Origin of the sequence: Promicromonospora sp. NFX87, from assembly GCF_048564965.1 — a bacterium.
Lineage (GTDB): Bacteria > Actinomycetota > Actinomycetes > Actinomycetales > Cellulomonadaceae > Promicromonospora.
Genome location: NZ_CP183413.1, coordinates 1,965,395 through 1,983,605, shown reverse-complemented (window position 1 = coordinate 1,983,605; position 18,211 = coordinate 1,965,395). Strand labels below are relative to the sequence as shown.

Genomic DNA, 18,211 nt, shown 5'->3' with positions numbered 1-18,211 from the left:
GCCCCGCTCCACCTGCCGCCGCAGACGGGTCTGCGGCGGGCAGACAGCGTCGCATGGTGGTCGAGCCGGGTCGCTTGGTGGCGCTGGACTACGTCCCGCCGATCGAGGGTCGTACAGAGGGCCTGATCTTCGTCTACGACGGTGGACGTATGACCGACGAGCAGGCCGCGGCGATCCAGCTGCCCCACGAGGAGCTGCGGTCCTGGGCATGGTGCACGGTCGATCAGGTGCACGAGCGGATGCGCCCCCTGGTCGCCCGTCGTATCGAGGCCGCACTCGGCGCGATCGCTGATGGTGGTGTGGTGGAACTGGAGAACGGCTACTCGGTCAGCGTGAAGCCGACCGAGTAGCCGCTCCGATCAGGCTGCCTGCAGTCAGGCGGCCTGCAGCCGGGCCCGTGTGGTAGCCGTGCGAAGGAGCTCGGACCCACCGGAGCGGTAGAGGGAGTCGCGGATCCGGTCGGCAAGAAAGGCCCCGCGGACTTGATGTCCGCAGGGCCTCTCCGTCGGTCGCGAGTCAGTCGCGAGAACAGGCTGTCACCAGCCGCGCTCGGCCAGCCGGTGCGGCTCCGGGATCTCGTCGACGTTGATGCCGTGGTCCAAGATTGGACCAAGCGCATTCCGGACGCTACGGACCCGGAAGTCCTCTTCAGCTCGTGAGCGACCCGCCGTCATGTTCACAACGTCCCGGGTCAGCACATCTACCTCGCAGCGGGATAGGCAGCGGGATAGGTGGCCGTCCTGCGGGCCACGACCGTCTCGTCGCCGACCTGCCCGGTGACGGTGACCGTCACCTCGCCTGCCGGTATCGAGGCCTGCCGCGAGCTGATCGACACGTTCGCCGACGCCCCCGGCTGCACCGCGGTGAACGACCGCGCGCCGTAGGGCGTCTCGATCTCCACGTCGAGCGAGATGTCCGCGCCGTTCGTCACGGCGACGGACACGTACTGCTTGCCCGCCAGGGTCCGCGTCGTGGCGGACACCGAGAGCTGCCTGATGACCCTCCACTCGAGCTGGGCCGCTGCTGCGTCGAGCACGCGCTGTGCCTCGTCGGCCGTGTCCTGCGTGACGTCGTCGGCGAGGACCGTCGCCCTCGCCGCGTCGAGCGCGGCGCGGAAGACGGCGAAGTCGACGGAGACGTACCGGTCCTCGCGGGCGAGCACGGGTTCGGCATGCTCGATCGCCGCGGTCAGACCGGTGAGGTCCACCTCGGGGGGCTCCTGCCCCTGCGGGCCGAACTCGTACCACTGGAGGTTCGCCACGTAGTTGAGCTCCTGGCCGGGCACGGCGTCCGCCCGCATGACGACGATCAGCGTGTGCGTGCCCGAGACAGGCTCGTCGAGCTCCGCGGTCGTCTCGACGTAGTTGCCCCACCCGCCCGTCTTCGGCAGCTCGACGGTCGCGACCTTCGTCGCCCCGCCCACCTCGTCGAGGTAGAACTCGAGCCGGCGGTTGTCACCGACACGCTCGTCGCGGGTCGACGCGCTCACCGTGACCCGGGTGAGGGGTTCCGGGCCGAGGTCCCGGGCGTCGTAGGTCAGCCGACCACCGTCCCAGGTCCCGCCGACGTTGCCGGCGGGCGCCTCACCGCCCTCCTTCTTCAGGCCGTTGCCGTTGTCGGCGTCGTAGGTCTCGGCCTCGATCCGCACCGGTTCGGCCGTCTCGGGCCCGTCCTCGGCCGTCCGGAAGAACTGCGCCCAGTCCACGTTCGCGACCCACGAGCTCGGCTGGGCCGGGTCGGGCGTGCCGCCGAACACGAGGTAGATCCGGTTCGATCCCGCGAGCGTCCCAGGATCGTCGATCGTGGCCTCGGCGGTGACGTAGTCGTCCCACCCGGCGGTGAGCTCCAGCTCCACCCTGGCCGCGACGGGACCGTCCACCGCGCCGACGCGCACCTCGACATGCTCGTCCGTGGCGCTGTCGGCGGGGTTGTTGGCATAACGCAGCTTGATGCGCCTGGGGAGCTTGTCCCCGAAGTCGATCCCGTCGTACGCGATCCAGGAACCGACCTGGACGCCACCGATGTTCCCGTTCTCCGGGCTCAGCCGGCCGCCCGAGGACTCGTCGAAGTGCTCCGCCTCCAGCACCCGGTAGGGCGTCCCCGTGATCCGCAGGGCGGCGGCCGCCCTCGTGAGCCGGTCCAGCGCCGCACGGAGGTCGTCGTCGGAGGCCGACTCGTCCGCGAGCGTCTCGGTGGCGGCGTCGCGGGCCGCGTCGAAGGCGGAGAAGGACGCCGCGGAGTACGCCCCGCGGACGACGAGGTCGGCCTCGGTCAGCAGCGCGCCGAGCTTCTCACGCCACCGCTGGTCCCGTTCGACCACGACGGTCGCCAGGCCGGAGAGCCCGTCGCCGTGGACGCTCGCCGCCGGAGTACCGTCGAGAGCCGCGTCAGCGAGGTCCAGGCCGAAGGCCGCGCGCTGCGCGTCACCGAGCGAACCGGTCAGGCGGAGCACCAGCGTGCGCGCGTCCTCCAGGACCGCTGTGGCCTCGACACCCCCGGGCAGGCCCCGCAGCGTGAGGTCACCGTCCGCGACGAGGTCACGCCCGTTCGCCCCCGCGAAGCCTGCGCCGCTCAGCGTGAACGTCGTCGAGACGTCGACGGCGCCGTCGGCCGCGGCCTTGAGCCGGGTCGCCTCCGCCCGCAGCGTCGCGCCCTCGAAGTCCACCCGGAAGGTGAACTGGCGGGCGCCGGTCGAGGGCGCACGCGAGAAGGCGTCGTCGGAGATCGACACGGTGAGGTCGTCCACGCCGTCGAACGCCTCCGACCGCTCCGCCGAGCCCGTGAGCGACAGCCGCACGCGCCGGTCCCCCGTGCGCTCCGCCGCCAGCGTCAGCCCCGCGGGCAGGTTCTCGGCGGTGACGGCGTCCGCGAGGCTGTCGCCGTTCGCCCCCGCGAACGTGCCGTTCGCAAGGTTCAGGTCGATGCTGTTGCCGATCGACCCGTCGCCGGCCTCCGCCTCGGCGAACGTTCGCGACGACACGGAGACGGCGCTGATGGGGTCGTAGGCCGAGCTCGGCAGCTCGTCGCTCAGCGACGGCGGCGCGACGGACCCGGCGGCCCAGTCGGAAGCCTCCTGGCCCATCCGGAAGCTCAGCTCACCGCCGGCGGTGAGCTGGTCGTACGTCAGCCAGGTGCGGTCGAACGCCTCACCGTTCAGGGTGGCCGACTGGATGTAGTAGGACTCGGGAGACACCCCGTCCGCGGAGATGTCGAGAGTCCGCCCGGACGGGTAGCTGACGCGCACGTTCTCGAAGAACGGCGTGCCGATCTGGTACTGGTCGGTTCCCGCGGCCACTGGGAACAGTCCGAGCGCCGCCGCGACGAACGTCGACGACATCGTCCCGGTGTCGTTGTCCATCGTGGGCAGGAAGCCCTGTGGATCGTTGCGGAACACCTTCGTCCTCACGGGCGGGGTGAGCTCACCGCCCCCCGAGGGCAGCTCGTGGGTGCTGCCGGTCGCGATGTAGCGGTTCCAGGTCTCCTTCGTGTAGATGCTCCGCACCCAGTGCTGGGTCCGCGCCGGGGCGCCGACGTAGTTGAACAGGTACGGCGCCTGAAGGTCGATCTCGTTCGCGTTGGCGTGCAGCATGCGCTTGCCGTCGTCGGGCGCCTGCTCGCCGAACATGAAGCCGAGCGCCTTGCGCGTGGTCTCCTCGCCACCCATCTTGCTGATCAGCCCACCCATGTCGCCGGCCGCGTACCAGTGGTACTGCCACAGCGTGCCCTGGTAGACGTTTCCGGCTTCGAACCGCTCCGGGTCCGCGTCGGTCCAGGCCCCGTCCGCGTTCCTGGGGAAGATCAGCCCGGTCTTCGTGCCGTCGGCCAGGGTGACGGAGCTCGGCTTGAACAGGTTCGTCCAGTTGGCGGAGCGCAGGCGGTACTGCTGCGCCTCGTCCGTCTTACCGAGCGAGTCGGCGATCGTGGCCATGGCCCAGTCGTCGTAGGAGGTGCCGAGCGTGTCGTCGACCTCGTTCGCGATGTAGCCGCGGCGCACGTTCCCCTCGTCGCCGTAGCCACCCCTCGACTGCGAGACCAGGGCGGGCCAGGCCTGGTCGAGGCCGTGCAGCTGCGCGCCCTTGGCGACGGCGTCGGCGACGACGACCGCGGCGCGCTCGAACCGCACCGTCGGCACCGAGTGGGTGACGTCCGACTGGGAGCCCTTGCCGGTGCTCGCGAACGACCCGTAGAGGTCGACCACCGACTGGGCCATGTCCCGGAACACCTCGGGGTACCCGATCGCGAGGATCTCGTACTTGCGGAAGTCGTCCCAGAATCCCCAGCCGTCGTAGTGCGTGTAGCCGTCGGCCTGGTGCACCTCGCCGTCGAGCCCGCGGTAGGTGCCGCTCGTGCTCGTCGCGTTCACCGGCGAGCCGAACATGCGGTAGAGGTGCGTGTAGAACAGCGTCTGCAGCTCGCCGTCCGGATCGCTGGTCCCGGAGGCCGTCACGGCCAGCCGGCCGAGGATCTCGTTCCATGCGGCCCTTGTCTGCGTGCGCACCTGCTCGAAGGTGCGGTCCCCCATCTCGGCCGCCAGGTCGGTCCTGGCCTGGTCGACGCTGATCGGGGAGACCGCCACCTCCAGCCCCACCTGCTGCCCCGCGTCCACCTCGAAGTCCACGACCGCGCCGATGTCGGTGCCGTCACGGTGCGGTTGCTCGGCCAGAGGGCCGGAACCGCCCCAGGTGCGCACGTTCGACGCCGGCACCGTCGACTCGACGTAGTAGTACATCTGGTAGTCGTAGCCGTTGAAGTGCCCGGTGAAGCTGCCGGAGAGCGCGACACGCCCGTCGTCGAGCGTCTCGTGGCCGAGCGTGGCGCCCCTGCGGCTGGTGAAGTTGTTGCGCAGGTCGACGACGAGGGACGCGGTCCCGGCCGCCGGGAAGGTGAACCGGTCCTGGCCGGTGCGCACGTCGGTGGTCGCCTCGGCGCGGATCGCGCCCTCGTCGGTCGCGAGGTCGACGGCGTAGTACCCCGGCTCGGCCTCTTCGTCCGCGTGGCTGTAGTCCTTCGCGTACGTGTCGGTTCCCGGACGGCTCGTGTACTGCTGGTACGTCGGCACGACGAGGAGGTCGCCGCCGCCGCCCGAGCCGCCCACGCCGTTGAGGTCGGTGTGCGTGAAGCCCGCGATCTGGTCCTCGGCGTAGTCGTAGCCCGAGTGGGAGCGGCCGGGGGTCGTCATCGGGTTGATCTTGACGATCGAGGACGGTGCCTCGGCGCCGACCAGGTCCTGGCCGAAGTCGTCCTCGGTCGAGACGAAGGGGTTGACGAGACCGGCGTAGTCGACCTGGTCCGCCGCGGCGGCGGACGGTTCGGGGCCGACCGGGGCGACGGACAGGCCGGCCCCGGTCAGCGCGACGGCCGTGACGGCCGCCAGCAGGCGTGGGAAGCGGGATACGGGGGACATGACCAGTGGTTTCTCCGGATCAGACGGTGTCAGCCGTAGGGTTGATCAGCCGTGGGTGTCGGCTGCGGTGATGCGGGCGGGCTCGGCCCGCGCGGGCAGGACGCCGGCCTCGGCGAGCGCCTCCTCGCGCGCTCGCGCGACCAGCCGCTCCGTGCGCCGCCGCTCGTGACGACGCTGGAACAGGGCCCAGGCCGCCAGCAGCGCGGCCAGGACCAGCACGACGATCTGCGGCCAGGGCACCGCGAGCACCGTGGTCTGCGCGCTCGCGGGCTCGGCACCCTCGAACGACAGGTCGTCGGAGACGGGCCGGGGCTGTGCCACGACCCGCACGTCGTAGGTCAGCAGCGGCCAGGCGTCCTGGAAGCGGACGGTTCCGCGCCGCGTCTCTCCCGGCGCGATCTCGGCGATCTCCTCGCCGCGGAGAGTGCGCTCGCCGAGTCCGAACGGTCCGGACAGCGCGATCTCGGGCCGGGTGCTCAGGCGGGTGTTACCCGTGTTCTCGAGCGTGTACGCGACCGTGACGTCGCCCGCCTCGAACGGGTTCACGGAGCCGGCGTAGGACGCCGACGCCGCGATCCCGGCGGACGGCGCGAGCTCCCCCGTCACACGCGTCATCACCCGGAAGCCCACCCGTGACTCGACGCCGACCTCGCCACCGCCCGTGGAGTGCACGCTCGCCGCGACGCCCGCGGCGTGGTCGCCCGGCTCGGCGTCGGCCGGGACGGTCACCGTGAACGGCACGATCTCGGTGGCGCCCGCCGCGACGCTCACGCTCGCGGGCAGGTCGATCCAGGTTCCGGCCGCGACCGACTCCTGGTGGGCGGGAAGCATGTTGAAGCGGCCCGTGTCGGTGAAGTATCCGTCGGCGGCGGACAGCCGGAACCGCACCTCGTCGTCACCGTGGTTGGTGACCGCCAGGTGCTCGGAGCGCGACTGGCCGGGGTCCGCCTCCCACTCGACCCAGGCCCGGCCGTCCTCGCCGTTCGCGTCGCCCGGTCGCACCGACCACGTCACGGTGTCGCCCTCCGCGGCGCCGGCGGGGGTGGCCACCAGCACGGAGGCAGCGGTGAGCGCCAGCGCGGCGAGCATGGCGAGCGGGTTCTTCACGGGCGGGGCTCCTGGGATCGGGGGCGGGGCGACGAGGGCCGGCGGGGAGCCGGAGGCGTGCTCCGGTCCCCTGCCGGCCGATGACGTCACTCGAACAGTGACAGGGTGATCGTCGAGGAGTAGCTGCCGGCCTCGACGTCCGCCGGGACCAGGAGCTTCAGGTCCGCGACGGCGCTGAACCGGCCGCCTCCGGCGTTGGCGTCCGCCGAGTCCGCGAGGTAGAGCAGCTCCTGGTCGGCCAGGCCCGGGTCCGACGGCGCCACGTCGCCGCCGACCTCGACGAAGGGCTCCCCCTCCCCCTCGCCCTCGACGAGCTGCGGCGACCAGCCGAGACGGCTCGCCTCGATGGTGTGCTCACCCTGCTCGTCGTGGAAGTCGCTCGCGGTGCCCATCACGTACCAGAAGGCACCGGCCGGGATGTCGTCCGGCGTGCGGGTGTCGGTCACCGTGACCTTCGGCAGCGTGCCCGTGAAGACACGCTCCAGGTCGGTCGACCCGCCCTCCGTGAGCGCGGTCGTGTCGCTCTCGACCGTCATCGCCAGGGCTCCGGGCCCGGTGAGCGGCTCGATCTCGACGTCGACGTCCACGGTGCGGGAGTCCTGCTCGTCGTCGGCCATGGCCGCCGTGCCTGCCGACGCCAGCAGCGCGGCGCCGAAGGCGATCGCACTGCCGCGCAGCACGAGGGAGTTCTTGTTCACGTCGTTCTCTCCTGGTTCAAGGGTCTTGTCTCTCGGGGCCGCGGGCACACCGCGACGGTTCGCCACGGGTCAGCCGGCGGCCGGGTACGAAGCGGTCTTCGAGGTCGTCACCGTCTCGCCGCCGCGCCGGCCCGTGACGGTGACCGTCACGTCGCCGCCGGGGATCGCCGTCTCGCGCGAGCTGATCGACACGCTCGCCGACCGGCCGGGCTGCACCGCGGCGAACGACTTGGAGCCGTACGCGGTCTCCACCACGACGTCGACCGGCGCGGCCTCGTTGTTCGTCACGACCGTCGAGACGTGCTGCTTGCCCGCCACCGTGCGCGTCGAGACGTCCACCGACACGTCCAGGCCCGTCGTCGCACCCGCCTTGGCGAGCACGACCTCGTCCACGACGCTGTTCACCGGAAGTGCGGCGCCGTTGGCCTGGCTGCGCAGGGTGCGCACCGTGATCGTCTCGTCGGTGACCTCGACGGCCGAGTAGTTGCGCACCCGCTCCTGGTTGATCACCGAGGCGAACCACGCCTCGGGTGCCCGGGTGTCGTAGTACTTCGAACCGCTGGACGAGTTCGCCGTGATGTACAGCACCTCGCCGTCCTCGGCCTCGACACGCTCCTGGCCCGCGACCTCGGTCGGGTCGGCGAGCTCGCCGTCCTTGATCAGGTAGCTGCGGGTGTAGTTGTGGTCGTGCCCCATGAGCACCATGTCGAAGCCCAGCTCAGAGATCTTCGCCGGCATGTTGTCGCGCCGGTCGATGATGTCGCCGTCGTCCGTGTGGGAGGCGACGGAGTAGATCGAGTGGTGGAAGGCGAGCACCTTCCACTTCGCGCGGTGGCCCTGCTCCGCGACGACCCGCTCCATGAAGGCGTTGTGGGAGGCGAAGTCGCGGCTGTTGGAGTTGATGTTGAGGAACAGCACGTCCTTGTACAGGAACCAGTAGTCGCCGCCCGACGACGTGCCGTTGGACGCGCCGCCGGACTCCAGGTCCTCGTTCGGCACGTTGAAGTGCTGCTCGTAGGCCTTCGACCCCACGTCGTGGTTGCCGTTGGTCACCACCAGCGGAACGCTGCGGACCTGCTCCGGCTTCAGCAGGGTGTCGTACTGGGCCTCGCTGCCGGCGGTCTCGACCTGGTCGCCGGCCGAGAACAGCATCTCGGCGTCCGGGTACGAACGTGTCGCGACGTCCAGCGTGTCGATCCAGCCTGCCTCGTCGCGCGCGAGGTTCCCGGAGGCGCCGACCTGAGGGTCGCCGAAGAACAGGAAGGAGAAGTCGCCCGTGAAGTCCTGCGTGCGGAAGGTGTGGGCGTCGGACCAGCCGGTCGCGTCGCCGCCGACGCGGTAGGCGTACTCCGTGTTCTCCTCGAGCTGGTCGAAGGTCACGTCGCGGAAGTACTCGCCGCTCGTGGTCTCGCCGCTCTTGGCCGCCTCGACCGTGCGCGCCGTGGCGGGGAAGACGCCGTCGACGACGTCCGCCGCCTCGGCCAGCTGCGCGACCTGCGGAACGTCGACGTTCGAGTACCAGGTGAGGTTGCGCTCGGCCTGGGTCGCACCGACGTGCAGGGCGAGGTCGGCGATCTCAGGCTCGGGGGCCGGGCCGGCGGGAGCCAGCGAGCTCAGGTCGACGTAGATGTCGCTGCTGGTCTCACGGTCCTGGTAGAGCGCGATGGCGATCGTGTTCGCCCCGGGCTCCAGCGCGTCGGCCGGAACCGTGAACGTGCTGGTCACGGGGTCGCCGTTGCTCGCGCCCGCATAGGTGAGGTTCTGGTTCGCGGCCCCGTTCACGCGCTCGTCGACGAACCCGGCGACCTTCTCGCCGTTGACATAGACGCGTACGGCGTCGTCGTAGGTGATCGCGCCCACGAGCGAGTCGAGCTGCGCGAGCTGGCCGTCGGAGACCTCGAACTCGGTGCGCAGGTGGTAGGTCGGAACCGTGTTCTGCGAGCCGTCGAGCGTGTACTGCAACAGCGTGTTCGCGACGAAGCCGCCGCCGAGGTCCGGGGCACCCCGCTTCGACCCGAAAGGCCCGACGGCCTCGCTCCACGCGGAGTCGTCGAAGTCGGTGGTGGTCCAGGACAGCGAGCCGTCGCCGGACGGGTCCGTGCCGTCGTCGGAGTACTTCCAGGCGTCGGCCGTCGTGAGGAACGCCTCCGGCAGCGACTCCGGCCCGAACTCCAGGTAGTCGATGTTGCCGAAGTAGTTCGGGAAGCCGGCGGCCTCGCCCGGCTTCGGGTCGACGTGCATGACCACGATCACCTTGTGCCGGCCCGAGACCTCGGTGAGCAGGTCGGCCGTCGTCGCGCCGTACGAAGACCAGTCGCCGCCCGTCGCCGAGAGCGCCACGGTCGCGACCTTGTTCTCGTCGCTCTTCTCGTCGAGGTAGACGTCCATCGACTGGTTCACTCCGCTGCGGCCGGAGTTGATGACGTAGCGCAGCGTGAGCGTGGACAGCGGGGTGCTACCGAGGTCGACGTCGTCGAACCAGATCTCGGACCCGTTGAAGGTGTTCTTGACGCGCGAACCTCCTGAGGCGCCGCCGTCCGACTCGACGCCGGTGTCCATCACCCGGCCGTCGACCACCTCACCGTTGTTGTTCCCCGTGTACGTCTCGGCCTCGACGCGGACCGGCGTCACGCCGGCTTCCGCGGAGGGCGCGCTGGGGGTCGTGTCGGCCGCCGTGGCCGGGAGTGCGAACACTCCCGCGACGAGCGAGAGGAGGACGACGCCCGCGAGCCCACGCCACCCGTTCCTGCGCTTGCGCGAGTCGCCGACCGGGGTCCGCTTCGCTCTGGTCATCAGCAAGAGGTCACACGCCAATCTTGAGTTCCGTACTGCGGGATGGGAGCGCACTCACGACGCCCGATCGGCACAGTGCTGACCTCAGATGGCCTGGTCGAGGAGATGGGATGAACAACAGGGGCGACCGGGGCGAAGGGTGGCGGAACACCCTCGCGCCACGGGTGAAAAAGTGGCGCTCCGCCGCTCAGTCGAGGTAGAGGACGACGCCGGTGGTCTCGTCCTGGATGCTCGCCAGCCCCGCCCGGATCGCGGCCGCGCCACGCTGCTCGGTGATGCTCGCGTCCACGAGGTCACCGTCCGGGCCGGCCGCCGACCCCCGCGAGGTCGCACCGTCCCAGACCACGGCGGTGACGTTGTCGGTCGGCTCGGCCAGCTGCGCACCGACGACGAGGAACTGCTGGCCGAGCCGCTGCGCGCTCTCGAAGCCGAGCACGTCCACGACGCCGTCCCCCAGGCCGACGACCAGGTCCGGTTCCACGTCGAGCGCCCGATCGAGGGCCGCGCCCACCGGGTCCGCGGCACCCTCGGCGGCTGCGAACTGCTGGAGGTCCCCGCCACCTGCAGAGACCACGCCCCTCGCGGCCGACAGCAAGGTCGCGGACGACGCCGACGCGTCGGGGACGACCACGGCGATCAGCTGCCCCTCCAGACCGGAGAGGGACGCAGGCGGCGTTGCCTCGATCGTTCTTCCCGGCTCAGGCACGGTCTCGTACGCAGCCCCCGACAGCTGCGGCGCGCCGTCCTCCTCGGGAGCCGAGCAACCCGCCGACAACAGAGCGACGGCCAGGAGCATCGCCACGCCGTATCGGGTTCGTCCGTGTGTCACAGCGGCAAGTGAAACCCAGGACGACATGGCAACGGTAGCCGTCAGGTGTCCGCCCGCCGTCCGCCTGGTGAACGGACCACGCAAGGTTGTCCGGCGCAGCGCGCGCCCACTGTTCTGCAGGGTTCAAGTCGCTGTTCTGCAGCACGGAGGTCGCTGATTCGTACCAAGAGATGAGCACCGGGCTGAACGCGAATCAGCCAACGGCCCCGTGACACTGCTGGCACCAAGCAGAAGAGCCCCGCGGACTCGACGTCCGCGGGGCCTCTCTGTCGAAGACCTAGCTCACCAGCCGCGCTCGGCCAGCCGGTGCGGCTCCGGGATCTCGTCGACGTTGATGCCGACCATCGCCTCGCCCAGACCGCGCGAGACCTTGGCGATCACGTCGGCGTCGTCGAAGAACGTCGTCGCCTGGACGATCGCCTTCGCGCGCTGCTCGGGGTTGCCCGACTTGAAGATGCCCGAGCCGACGAACACGCCCTCGGCGCCGAGCTGCATCATCATCGCGGCGTCGGCCGGGGTGGCGATGCCGCCCGCGGTGAAGAGCACGACGGGCAGCTTGCCCGTGGTCGCGACCTCCTTGACCAGCTCGTACGGCGCCTGCAGCTCCTTGGCGGCGACGAACAGCTCGTCCTCCGGCAGCGAGGTCAGACGGCGGATCTGCTGGCGGATCTGCCGCATGTGCGTCGTCGCGTTCGACACGTCGCCCGTGCCGGCCTCGCCCTTCGAGCGGATCATCGCCGCGCCCTCGGTGATGCGGCGCAGCGCCTCGCCCAGGTTCGTCGCGCCACAGACGAAGGGAACGGTGAAGTTCCACTTCTCGATGTGGTTCGTGTAGTCCGCCGGGGTCAGCACCTCGGACTCGTCGATGTAGTCGACGCCGAGCGACTGCAGCACCTGCGCCTCGACGAAGTGGCCGATACGCGCCTTCGCCATCACGGGGATCGAGACGGCCTCGATGATGCCGTCGACCATGTCGGGGTCGCTCATGCGCGACACGCCGCCCTGCGCACGGATGTCCGCAGGCACCCGCTCCAGCGCCATGACGGCCACCGCGCCCGCGTCCTCGGCGATCTTCGCCTGGTCGGGGGTGACGACGTCCATGATGACGCCGCCCTTGAGCATCTCGGCCATACCGCGCTTCACGCGCGCGGTGCCGACCGTACCCACGGTGTTCTCGCCGGTCACGGATTCAGTCACGGTTACCTCGCAAAGTTCTCGCCGATGAGATCGACGCCGGTCGTTCCGGGCGCGGTCGGCGCCCTGACCGAATTCTATCGTCCACCCCGACCCGCCCCGTCCGCCGTTCACAGGGCGGTCATCCGCCGTTCGGCTCCAGGGCGTGCGGCAGGGCGTCGTCCAGCTCGACGGTGCGCGGCATGGGCGCCCGGCCCGCCAGGTGGAACAGCCGGACGTACCAGAGCCTGCGCACCCGCCGCGTCTGCGCGACCGCCTCGTTGTGGAACCGGCGCGCCAGCGTCGCGCGGTACCAGGCCGCCGCGAGCGCCGCCACGATCTCGCTCGACGGCCCCGCGAGCAGGAGCTGTACCGACTCCGGCTCCCCCATCGCCTCCCGCAGGGTCGCGGTGAGCCCCGACTCCGCCCGCTCGCGGTCCGGGCCCAGCCCGTCCATCTTGAGCGCGGCGGCGGGCGAGGTGACGGGTCCGGCGTCCGACGCCGTGTACGCGGCGTCCGCCACCAGGATGGCGCTCGCGGGGTCCAGCGCGCCCGACGCCGCGAGCTCGACCGCCGTCGACGCCCTGCGCACGAGCTGCGAGTCGAGCGCGATCCGGGACGCGGCGACCTTCCGGTGCAGCCGGTCCACGCGATAGGCGCCCCGCCAGGCGAGGAGCAGGCCGATCGCCAGTACTCCGAGCGCGACGAGCGCCATCTCCGACCAGGTCATGCGTCGCCCCCGACCCGGCGCGGGAAGAGTCCCATGACGCGTCCGACGACGTCGCCGCCGATGGCGTTGTCGGCGGCGAGCGTCATGTCGTAGACGGCGAGCACCTGCTCGGTGACGCCGGACCAGTCGAACCGCTGGACCCACTGCGTGGCGTGGGCGCGGTAGGCGTCGCGCCGCGCGGGGTCGGCGAGCAGCGCCAGCACCGTGGCGGCGAGGTCGCCGGGGTCGCCGGTGCGGAAGAGGGCGCCCGCGGCGCCGTCGTCCAGGACGCGCTGGAAGGCACCGAGGTCGCTGGCCACCACCACGGCTCCGGCGGCCATGGCCTCGACGAGCACTATGCCGAAGCTCTCCCCGCCGGTCTGGGGTGCCACGTACAGGTCGGCGGAGGCCAGGAGCTCGGCCTTCTCGGCGTCGGTGACGCCGCCGAGGAACTCGACGGACGAGGCCTGCTCGCCCAGCAGCTCGCGGGTCTCGGCGACTATGCCGTCCCCGCGGCCCGCCACCAGGAACCGGGTGCCGGGCTTGCCGGCGAGGATCGTGGGCACGGCCTGCACGAGGAGGTTCAGGCCCTTGCGCGGCTCGTCGAGCCGGCCGAGGAACGCGACGGTCGGGGCGGAGGGCGTGCCGGTCCACTCGGGGCGCCGGGGGCTGCTCGCGAACACCTCGGTGTAGACGCCGTTCGGGATGACGACGGCGTCCCCGCCGAGGTGGTCCACCAGGGTGCGGCGCGCGTCCTCGGACACGGCGATCCGGGCGGCGACCTTCTCCAGGGACTGGCGGACCAGCGGGTAGGCGACCTGGAGCGCGCGCGAGCGCACCTGCGAGGTGTGGAAGGTGGCGACCACGGGCTCCGTCGTCTGCCAGAGCGCGAGCATCGACAGCGACGGCACCATCGGTTCGTGCAGGTGGACGATGTCGAAGGCGTGGCCGCCGATACCGCCCTCGAGCCAGCGGCGGACCCGCGTGGCGGTCAGCGGCCCGAAGGTGAGCCGGGCGACCGACCCGTTGTAGGGCACGGGGACGGCGCGGCCGGCGGCGGTAACGACGTCGGGCAGCTCGGTGTCGTCGCTGGAGGGGGCGAGCACGGACACCTCGTGGCCCGCGGCCTGCAGAGCCTCGGCGAGGTCGCGCACGTGGAACTGGACGCCGCCGGGGGCGTCGAAGGAGTAGGGGCAGACGATGCCTATCCGCAGCACGCGGTGGCTGCGGCGTCGGACGCCTCTCATCCGGTCTCCCGCGCGCGGCGGGCGGGTCCGAGGTCGTCGACGAACACGCGCTGCAGCATGTGCCAGTCGTGGGTGTGCTCGACGATCGTCCGTGCGAGCTGGTCCACCCAGCCCTGCGTGAGCAGGCGGGCCCGCTCGTCGCGCGGCAGCCCGGCGTCGGGTACGGGCAGCGGCGGGTGGAACGTGATGACGATCCCCCACGGCGTGCGTGCGGCCCGACGGCGGTCGCCGCGCAGCCGCTCGTAGGTGATGCTCACGGCGTGCACGGGGACGCCGGCCTCCAGGCCGACCAGGGCGGGCCCGGCGGCGACCCGGGCCCGGTGCCCGGCGAGGTCCACCTCGATGCCCGTCGAGGTGAGGTCCCGGTCGCTGAGCAGCGGGATGAGCCTGCTGCCCTCCTTGGCGCCGCGGACCAGGGCGCCGAGCACGTCACCGCTGCCGAGGGCCAGCACGTTGATGCCCAGGGAGCCGCGGAACCGGACGAACTCGTCGAACAGCTCGTCGGGCTTGAGCCGTTCGGCCACGGTGAGCACGCCCGCGAGGTAGCGGGAGCCGTAGGCCCCGGCCAGGTCCCAGTTGCCGAGGTGGCCCAGTGCCAGGGAGGCCGCTCCCCCGGCGTCGACCCCCGGCCGGACGTGCTCGTCGTAACCCTCGACGCGCACGCGCGCCTTCAGCTGCTCGGGTGTGACGCCCTGCAGGGTGAACGCCTCGCGGAAGTAGCGCATGTAGCTGCGCATCCCGGCACGGGACAGGCGGCGGATCGCGGCGGCGTCGAGGTCCGGCCGGACGCGGGCGTAGTTGCCCTCCATGCGGCGCACGCCCTTGGTGCGCCGCAGCCAGGTGACGTCGGCCACCACGGTGAACAGGCCCCGCAGGACGGGCTCCGGGATCTTCGTCGCGTTCCGCCACGCGAACGTGTACGCCGCCGCGACGTTCATCAGGCCTCCTGCCCGGCCCTGCTGGTGAGCTGCGCCCGCACCGTCGCCATCCGCTGGAACACGGTCACCAGGCTCGCGAGCGCCAGCAGCGTCAGGACGACCTCCAGCACCACCACGGGCAGGCCCACCTGGATGAACGTGAACGGGACGAGGGCCAGCAGGAGCCGGTCGGCGCGCTCGGCGATGCCGACCTGGGCGGTGGCGCCGACGCTCTCGGCGCGGGCCCTGGCGTAGGGCACGACGCTCCCGAGCACCAGGCAGGCCAGCGCGACGGCGATGCCCCAGAGGCCGTTGTGCTCGTCGGGGTGCAGCACGAACCAGAGCATGATGCCGCCGAACACCGCGCCGTCGGCCACGCGGTCCAGCGTGGAGTCGAGGAACGCGCCCCACGGGCCGGACCGCCCGGACATGCGCGCCATCACGCCGTCGAGCGAGTCGAACAGGACGAAGAACCCGACCAGGAGGCCGCCCACGAGCGTGTACCCCAGGGGGAACAGGGTCAGCGAGATCGCCGAGACGATCAGCGTGCCGGCGATGGTCACGGCGTCCGGTGAGACCCGCAGCGCGAGCAGCAGCCGGGCCAGGGGCGTGAACACCGTGGTCATCAGGGAGCGCAGGCTCCGTAACATTCAGTTCTCCTCTTGGTTGCCGCCCCCTGCGGTCACCCACGCCTCCGCGAGCCGGCGGCGAGTTACTCCCAGCAGCTCGGGCAACGCCTTGGTCTGCCCTACCACGGGCAGGAAGTTCGCGTCACCCAGCCAGCGAGGCACCACGTGCTGGTGCAGGTGCGCCGCGATGCCCGCGCCCGCCACCTCGCCCTGGTTGATACCAAGATTGAAGCCTGCCGGCGCGTACACGGCGCGCGACACGCGCATGGCCTGCTGAGTCATCTGCGCCAGCTCGACGGTCTCGGCGGCGGAGAGGTCCGTGTAGTCCGAGACGTGCCGGTACGGCAGCACCATCAGGTGCCCCGAGTTGTACGGGTAGAGGTTCAGCATCACGTAGCACCGCTCCCCGCGGGCGACGACGAGACCCTGCTCGTCGTCGCCCCGCGGGATGCGGCAGAACGGGCACTGCCCGGCCGTCGAGTCGGCCGGCTTGTCCTGGCCGCCGATGTAGACCATGCGGTGCGGCGTCCACAGCCGTTCGTACCCGTCGTCGGGCGGGCCGAAGTCCGCGGCGTCCTGGACGGTGGGTTCCATCAGGCCTGCTGCGACCGCTCGGCCACGGCCGCCACGATGCGCTCGACGGCGTCCGCCACGGGCACGCCGTTCTCCTGCGTGCCGTCGCGGAACCGGAACGAGACGGCGCCGGCCTCGGCGTCCTCACCGCCGGCGATGAGCGTGAAGGGCACCTTCTCCTTGGACGCGTTGCGGATCTTCTTGGCGAACCGGTCGTCCGACAGGTCGATCTCGACGCGGACGCCGCGAGCCGTGAGCTGCGCGGCGACGTCCTTCACGTAGTCGTCGAACGCCTCGGCGACGGGCACCAGCTTGACCTGCACGGGCGCGAGCCAGGCCGGGAAGGCGCCCGCGTAGTGCTCGATGAGCACGCCCATGAACCGCTCGATGGAGCCGAACTTGGCCGAGTGGATCATGACCGGCTGCTGGCGCGTGCCGTCGGCGGCCGTGTACTCCAGACCGAAGCCCTTGGGCTGGTTGAAGTCGTACTGCACGGTGCCCATCTGCCAGGTCCGGCCGATGGCGTCCTTGGCCTGCACCGAGATCTTGGGGCCGTAGAACGCGGCGCCGCCCGGGTCCGCGACGAGCTCCAGGCCCGTCTCCCGGCCGACCTCCTCGAGGATCTTCGTGGCCGCGGCCCAGTCCTCGTCGGAGCCGACGAACTTGTCCGGCTTGGAGTCGTCCCGCGTGGACAGCTCCAGGTAGAAGTCGTCCAGGCCGAAGTCGCGCAGCACGCTCAGCATGAAGTCCAGGAGGTGCTTGACCTCGGACGGCGCCTGCTCCGGCGTCACGTAGGAGTGCGAGTCGTCCTGGGTCAGGCCGCGCACGCGCGTCAGGCCCTGGACCACGCCGGACTTCTCGTAGCGGTACACCGAACCGAACTCGAACAGGCGCAGCGGCAGCTCACGGTAGGAGCGCCCGCGCGAGGCGAAGATCAGGTTGTGCATCGGGCAGTTCATGGCCTTGAGCCGGTACTTGGACCCCTCGAGGTCCATCTCCGGGAACATGGTGTCCGAGTAGTACGGCAGGTGCCCCGAGGTGTGGAACAGGCCGTCCTTGGTGATGTGCGGCGTGCCGACGTAGGAGAAGCCCTCCTCGATGTGCCGCTGGCGGACGTAGTCCTCCATGACGCGCTTGATCACGCCACCCTTGGGGTGGAACAGCGGCAGGCCGGAGCCGACCTCGTCGTGGAAGCTGAACAGGTCCATCTCGGTGCCGATGCGGCGGTGGTCGCGACGCTCGGCCTCGGCCAGCCGCTCCAGGTGCGCCCGGAGCTCGTCCTTGGAGGGCCAGGCCGTGCCGTAGACGCGCTGCAGCATCGGGTTCTTCTCGCTGCCGCGCCAGTAGGCGGCCGCCGAACGCATGAGCTGCACGCCGTTGCCGATCAGGCGGGTGCTCGGCAGGTGCGGCCCGCGGCACAGGTCGCTCCAGACCACGGTCTCGGTCTCGCGGCCCGCGCCCCGGACGTTGTCGTAGATGGTCAGCTCGGCGCCGCCCACCTCAACATTTTCGCCGTTGTCGTCGTCGCTCGAGCCGCCCTTGAGGCCGATCAGCTCCAGCTTGTACGGCTCGTTCGCCAGCTCGGCGCGTGCCTCGTCCTCGGTGACGACCCGGCGGCGGAAGGTCTGGCCCTCCTTGATGATGCGGCCCATGATCTTGTCGAGGTTCTTGAGGTCCTCGGGCGTGAACGGCGTCTCGACGTCGAAGTCGTAGTAGAAGCCGTCGGTCACGGGCGGGCCGATGCCCAGCTTCGCGTCCGGGTTGACCTGCTGCACCGCCTGGGCGAGCACGTGCGCCGCGCTGTGCCGCAGCACGGCCAGGCCGTCGGGCTCGGCGACCGTCACGGGCTCGACCTTGTGACCGGCCGGGATCTCCCGGTCGAGGTCCCACAGCTCACCGTCCACCCGGACCACCACGACGTCGCGGCGCGTGCCGTACAGCTCGATACCGGTGGTCGTCGCGGTGGTCGTCGTCGCCTCCGTGAGGTTCTCAGCCGGGGTGTGGTCGGCGGGGGCGGGCGGCGATACGACGTCGGACACGACTGTGCTCCTAGAAAAAGGTCACGAGAAACGGATCGAGGGGCACCGTCGTCTCCGACGGTGCCCCTCGATCGTACCGACCGTCGGTCGCGA

13 protein-coding genes are annotated in these 18,211 nt (G+C 71.1%); 1 reads left to right on the top strand and 12 read right to left on the bottom strand.

The window, feature by feature from the left end; genetic code table 11:
- The first annotated feature begins 53 nt into the window (after nt 1–53).
- The gene (locus ACNYC2_RS08885; RefSeq protein ID WP_419706667.1) at nt 54–350 is read left to right on the top strand and encodes a hypothetical protein; all 297 of its coding nucleotides are present in this window, start codon (nt 54–56) and stop codon (nt 348–350) included.
- A gap of 350 nt (nt 351–700) precedes the next feature.
- Here ACNYC2_RS08885 and ACNYC2_RS08880 read toward each other — a convergent pair whose 3' ends face one another.
- The 12 genes from ACNYC2_RS08880 to thrS all read right to left on the bottom strand — a co-directional run bounded on the left by ACNYC2_RS08880 (nt 701) and on the right by thrS (nt 18,118).
- Nucleotides 701–5,404 (bottom strand): glycoside hydrolase domain-containing protein, encoded by a 4,704-nt coding sequence (locus ACNYC2_RS08880; RefSeq protein WP_419706666.1) that lies wholly within the window; start codon nt 5,402–5,404, stop codon nt 701–703.
- Between the two features lie 45 nt (nt 5,405–5,449).
- Nucleotides 5,450–6,511: a hypothetical protein gene (locus ACNYC2_RS08875; protein WP_419706665.1), complete on the bottom strand. Its 1,062-nt coding sequence runs from the start codon at nt 6,509–6,511 to the stop codon at nt 5,450–5,452.
- An 86-nt stretch (nt 6,512–6,597) separates the two neighbouring features.
- Complete coding sequence (locus ACNYC2_RS08870) at nt 6,598–7,209, bottom strand: hypothetical protein (protein WP_419706664.1); 612 nt, start codon at nt 7,207–7,209, stop codon at nt 6,598–6,600.
- A gap of 69 nt (nt 7,210–7,278) precedes the next feature.
- Complete coding sequence (locus ACNYC2_RS08865) at nt 7,279–10,002, bottom strand: fibronectin type III domain-containing protein (RefSeq protein WP_419706663.1); 2,724 nt, start codon at nt 10,000–10,002, stop codon at nt 7,279–7,281.
- Nucleotides 10,003–10,189: 187 nt separating this feature from the next.
- Nucleotides 10,190–10,831 carry a BMP family ABC transporter substrate-binding protein gene (locus ACNYC2_RS08860; RefSeq protein WP_419706662.1) on the bottom strand — a complete coding sequence of 214 codons (642 nt, stop codon included), beginning with the start codon at nt 10,829–10,831 and terminating at the stop codon, nt 10,190–10,192.
- A gap of 282 nt (nt 10,832–11,113) precedes the next feature.
- On the bottom strand, nt 11,114–12,028 hold the full coding sequence (gene pdxS, locus ACNYC2_RS08855; protein ID WP_377133273.1) for a pyridoxal 5'-phosphate synthase lyase subunit PdxS: 915 nt from the start codon (nt 12,026–12,028) through the stop codon (nt 11,114–11,116).
- Nucleotides 12,029–12,146: 118 nt separating this feature from the next.
- Nucleotides 12,147–12,734 (bottom strand): hypothetical protein, encoded by a 588-nt coding sequence (locus ACNYC2_RS08850; protein WP_419706661.1) that lies wholly within the window; start codon nt 12,732–12,734, stop codon nt 12,147–12,149.
- Nucleotides 12,731–13,960 carry a glycosyltransferase family 4 protein gene (locus ACNYC2_RS08845; RefSeq protein ID WP_419706660.1) on the bottom strand — a complete coding sequence of 410 codons (1,230 nt, stop codon included), beginning with the start codon at nt 13,958–13,960 and terminating at the stop codon, nt 12,731–12,733. The genes ACNYC2_RS08850 and ACNYC2_RS08845 overlap by 4 nt, the downstream gene beginning before the upstream one ends.
- The gene (locus ACNYC2_RS08840; protein ID WP_419706659.1) at nt 13,957–14,898 is read right to left on the bottom strand and encodes a phosphatidylinositol mannoside acyltransferase; all 942 of its coding nucleotides are present in this window, start codon (nt 14,896–14,898) and stop codon (nt 13,957–13,959) included. Before ACNYC2_RS08840 ends, ACNYC2_RS08845 begins: the two co-directional genes overlap by 4 nt.
- On the bottom strand, nt 14,898–15,527 hold the full coding sequence (gene pgsA, locus ACNYC2_RS08835) for a phosphatidylinositol phosphate synthase (RefSeq protein ID WP_357442759.1): 630 nt from the start codon (nt 15,525–15,527) through the stop codon (nt 14,898–14,900). Before pgsA ends, ACNYC2_RS08840 begins: the two co-directional genes overlap by 1 nt.
- The gene (locus tag ACNYC2_RS08830) at nt 15,528–16,100 is read right to left on the bottom strand and encodes an HIT family protein (RefSeq protein ID WP_419706658.1); all 573 of its coding nucleotides are present in this window, start codon (nt 16,098–16,100) and stop codon (nt 15,528–15,530) included.
- Entirely contained in the window at nt 16,100–18,118 is a 2,019-nt protein-coding gene (thrS, locus tag ACNYC2_RS08825; protein ID WP_419706657.1) for a threonine--tRNA ligase, read from the bottom strand. The genes ACNYC2_RS08830 and thrS overlap by 1 nt, the downstream gene beginning before the upstream one ends.
- Between the last annotated feature and the right edge of the window lie 93 nt (nt 18,119–18,211).

Excerpts from the sequence above, each read along its gene's own strand:
- ACNYC2_RS08880 (WP_419706666.1), bottom strand. The coding sequence starts at position 5,404 with ATGTCCCCCGTATCCCGCTTCCCACGCCTGCTGGCGGCCGTCACGGCC.
- pgsA (WP_357442759.1), bottom strand. The coding sequence starts at position 15,527 with ATGTTACGGAGCCTGCGCTCCCTGATGACCACGGTGTTCACGCCCCTG.
- ACNYC2_RS08850 (WP_419706661.1), bottom strand. The coding sequence starts at position 12,734 with ATGACCTGGTCGGAGATGGCGCTCGTCGCGCTCGGAGTACTGGCGATC.
- ACNYC2_RS08885 (WP_419706667.1), top strand. The coding sequence starts at position 54 with ATGGTGGTCGAGCCGGGTCGCTTGGTGGCGCTGGACTACGTCCCGCCG.
- ACNYC2_RS08865 (WP_419706663.1), bottom strand. The coding sequence starts at position 10,002 with ATGACCAGAGCGAAGCGGACCCCGGTCGGCGACTCGCGCAAGCGCAGG.
- ACNYC2_RS08840 (WP_419706659.1), bottom strand. The coding sequence starts at position 14,898 with ATGAACGTCGCGGCGGCGTACACGTTCGCGTGGCGGAACGCGACGAAG.
- ACNYC2_RS08845 (WP_419706660.1), bottom strand. The coding sequence starts at position 13,960 with ATGAGAGGCGTCCGACGCCGCAGCCACCGCGTGCTGCGGATAGGCATC.
- ACNYC2_RS08830 (WP_419706658.1), bottom strand. The coding sequence starts at position 16,100 with ATGGAACCCACCGTCCAGGACGCCGCGGACTTCGGCCCGCCCGACGAC.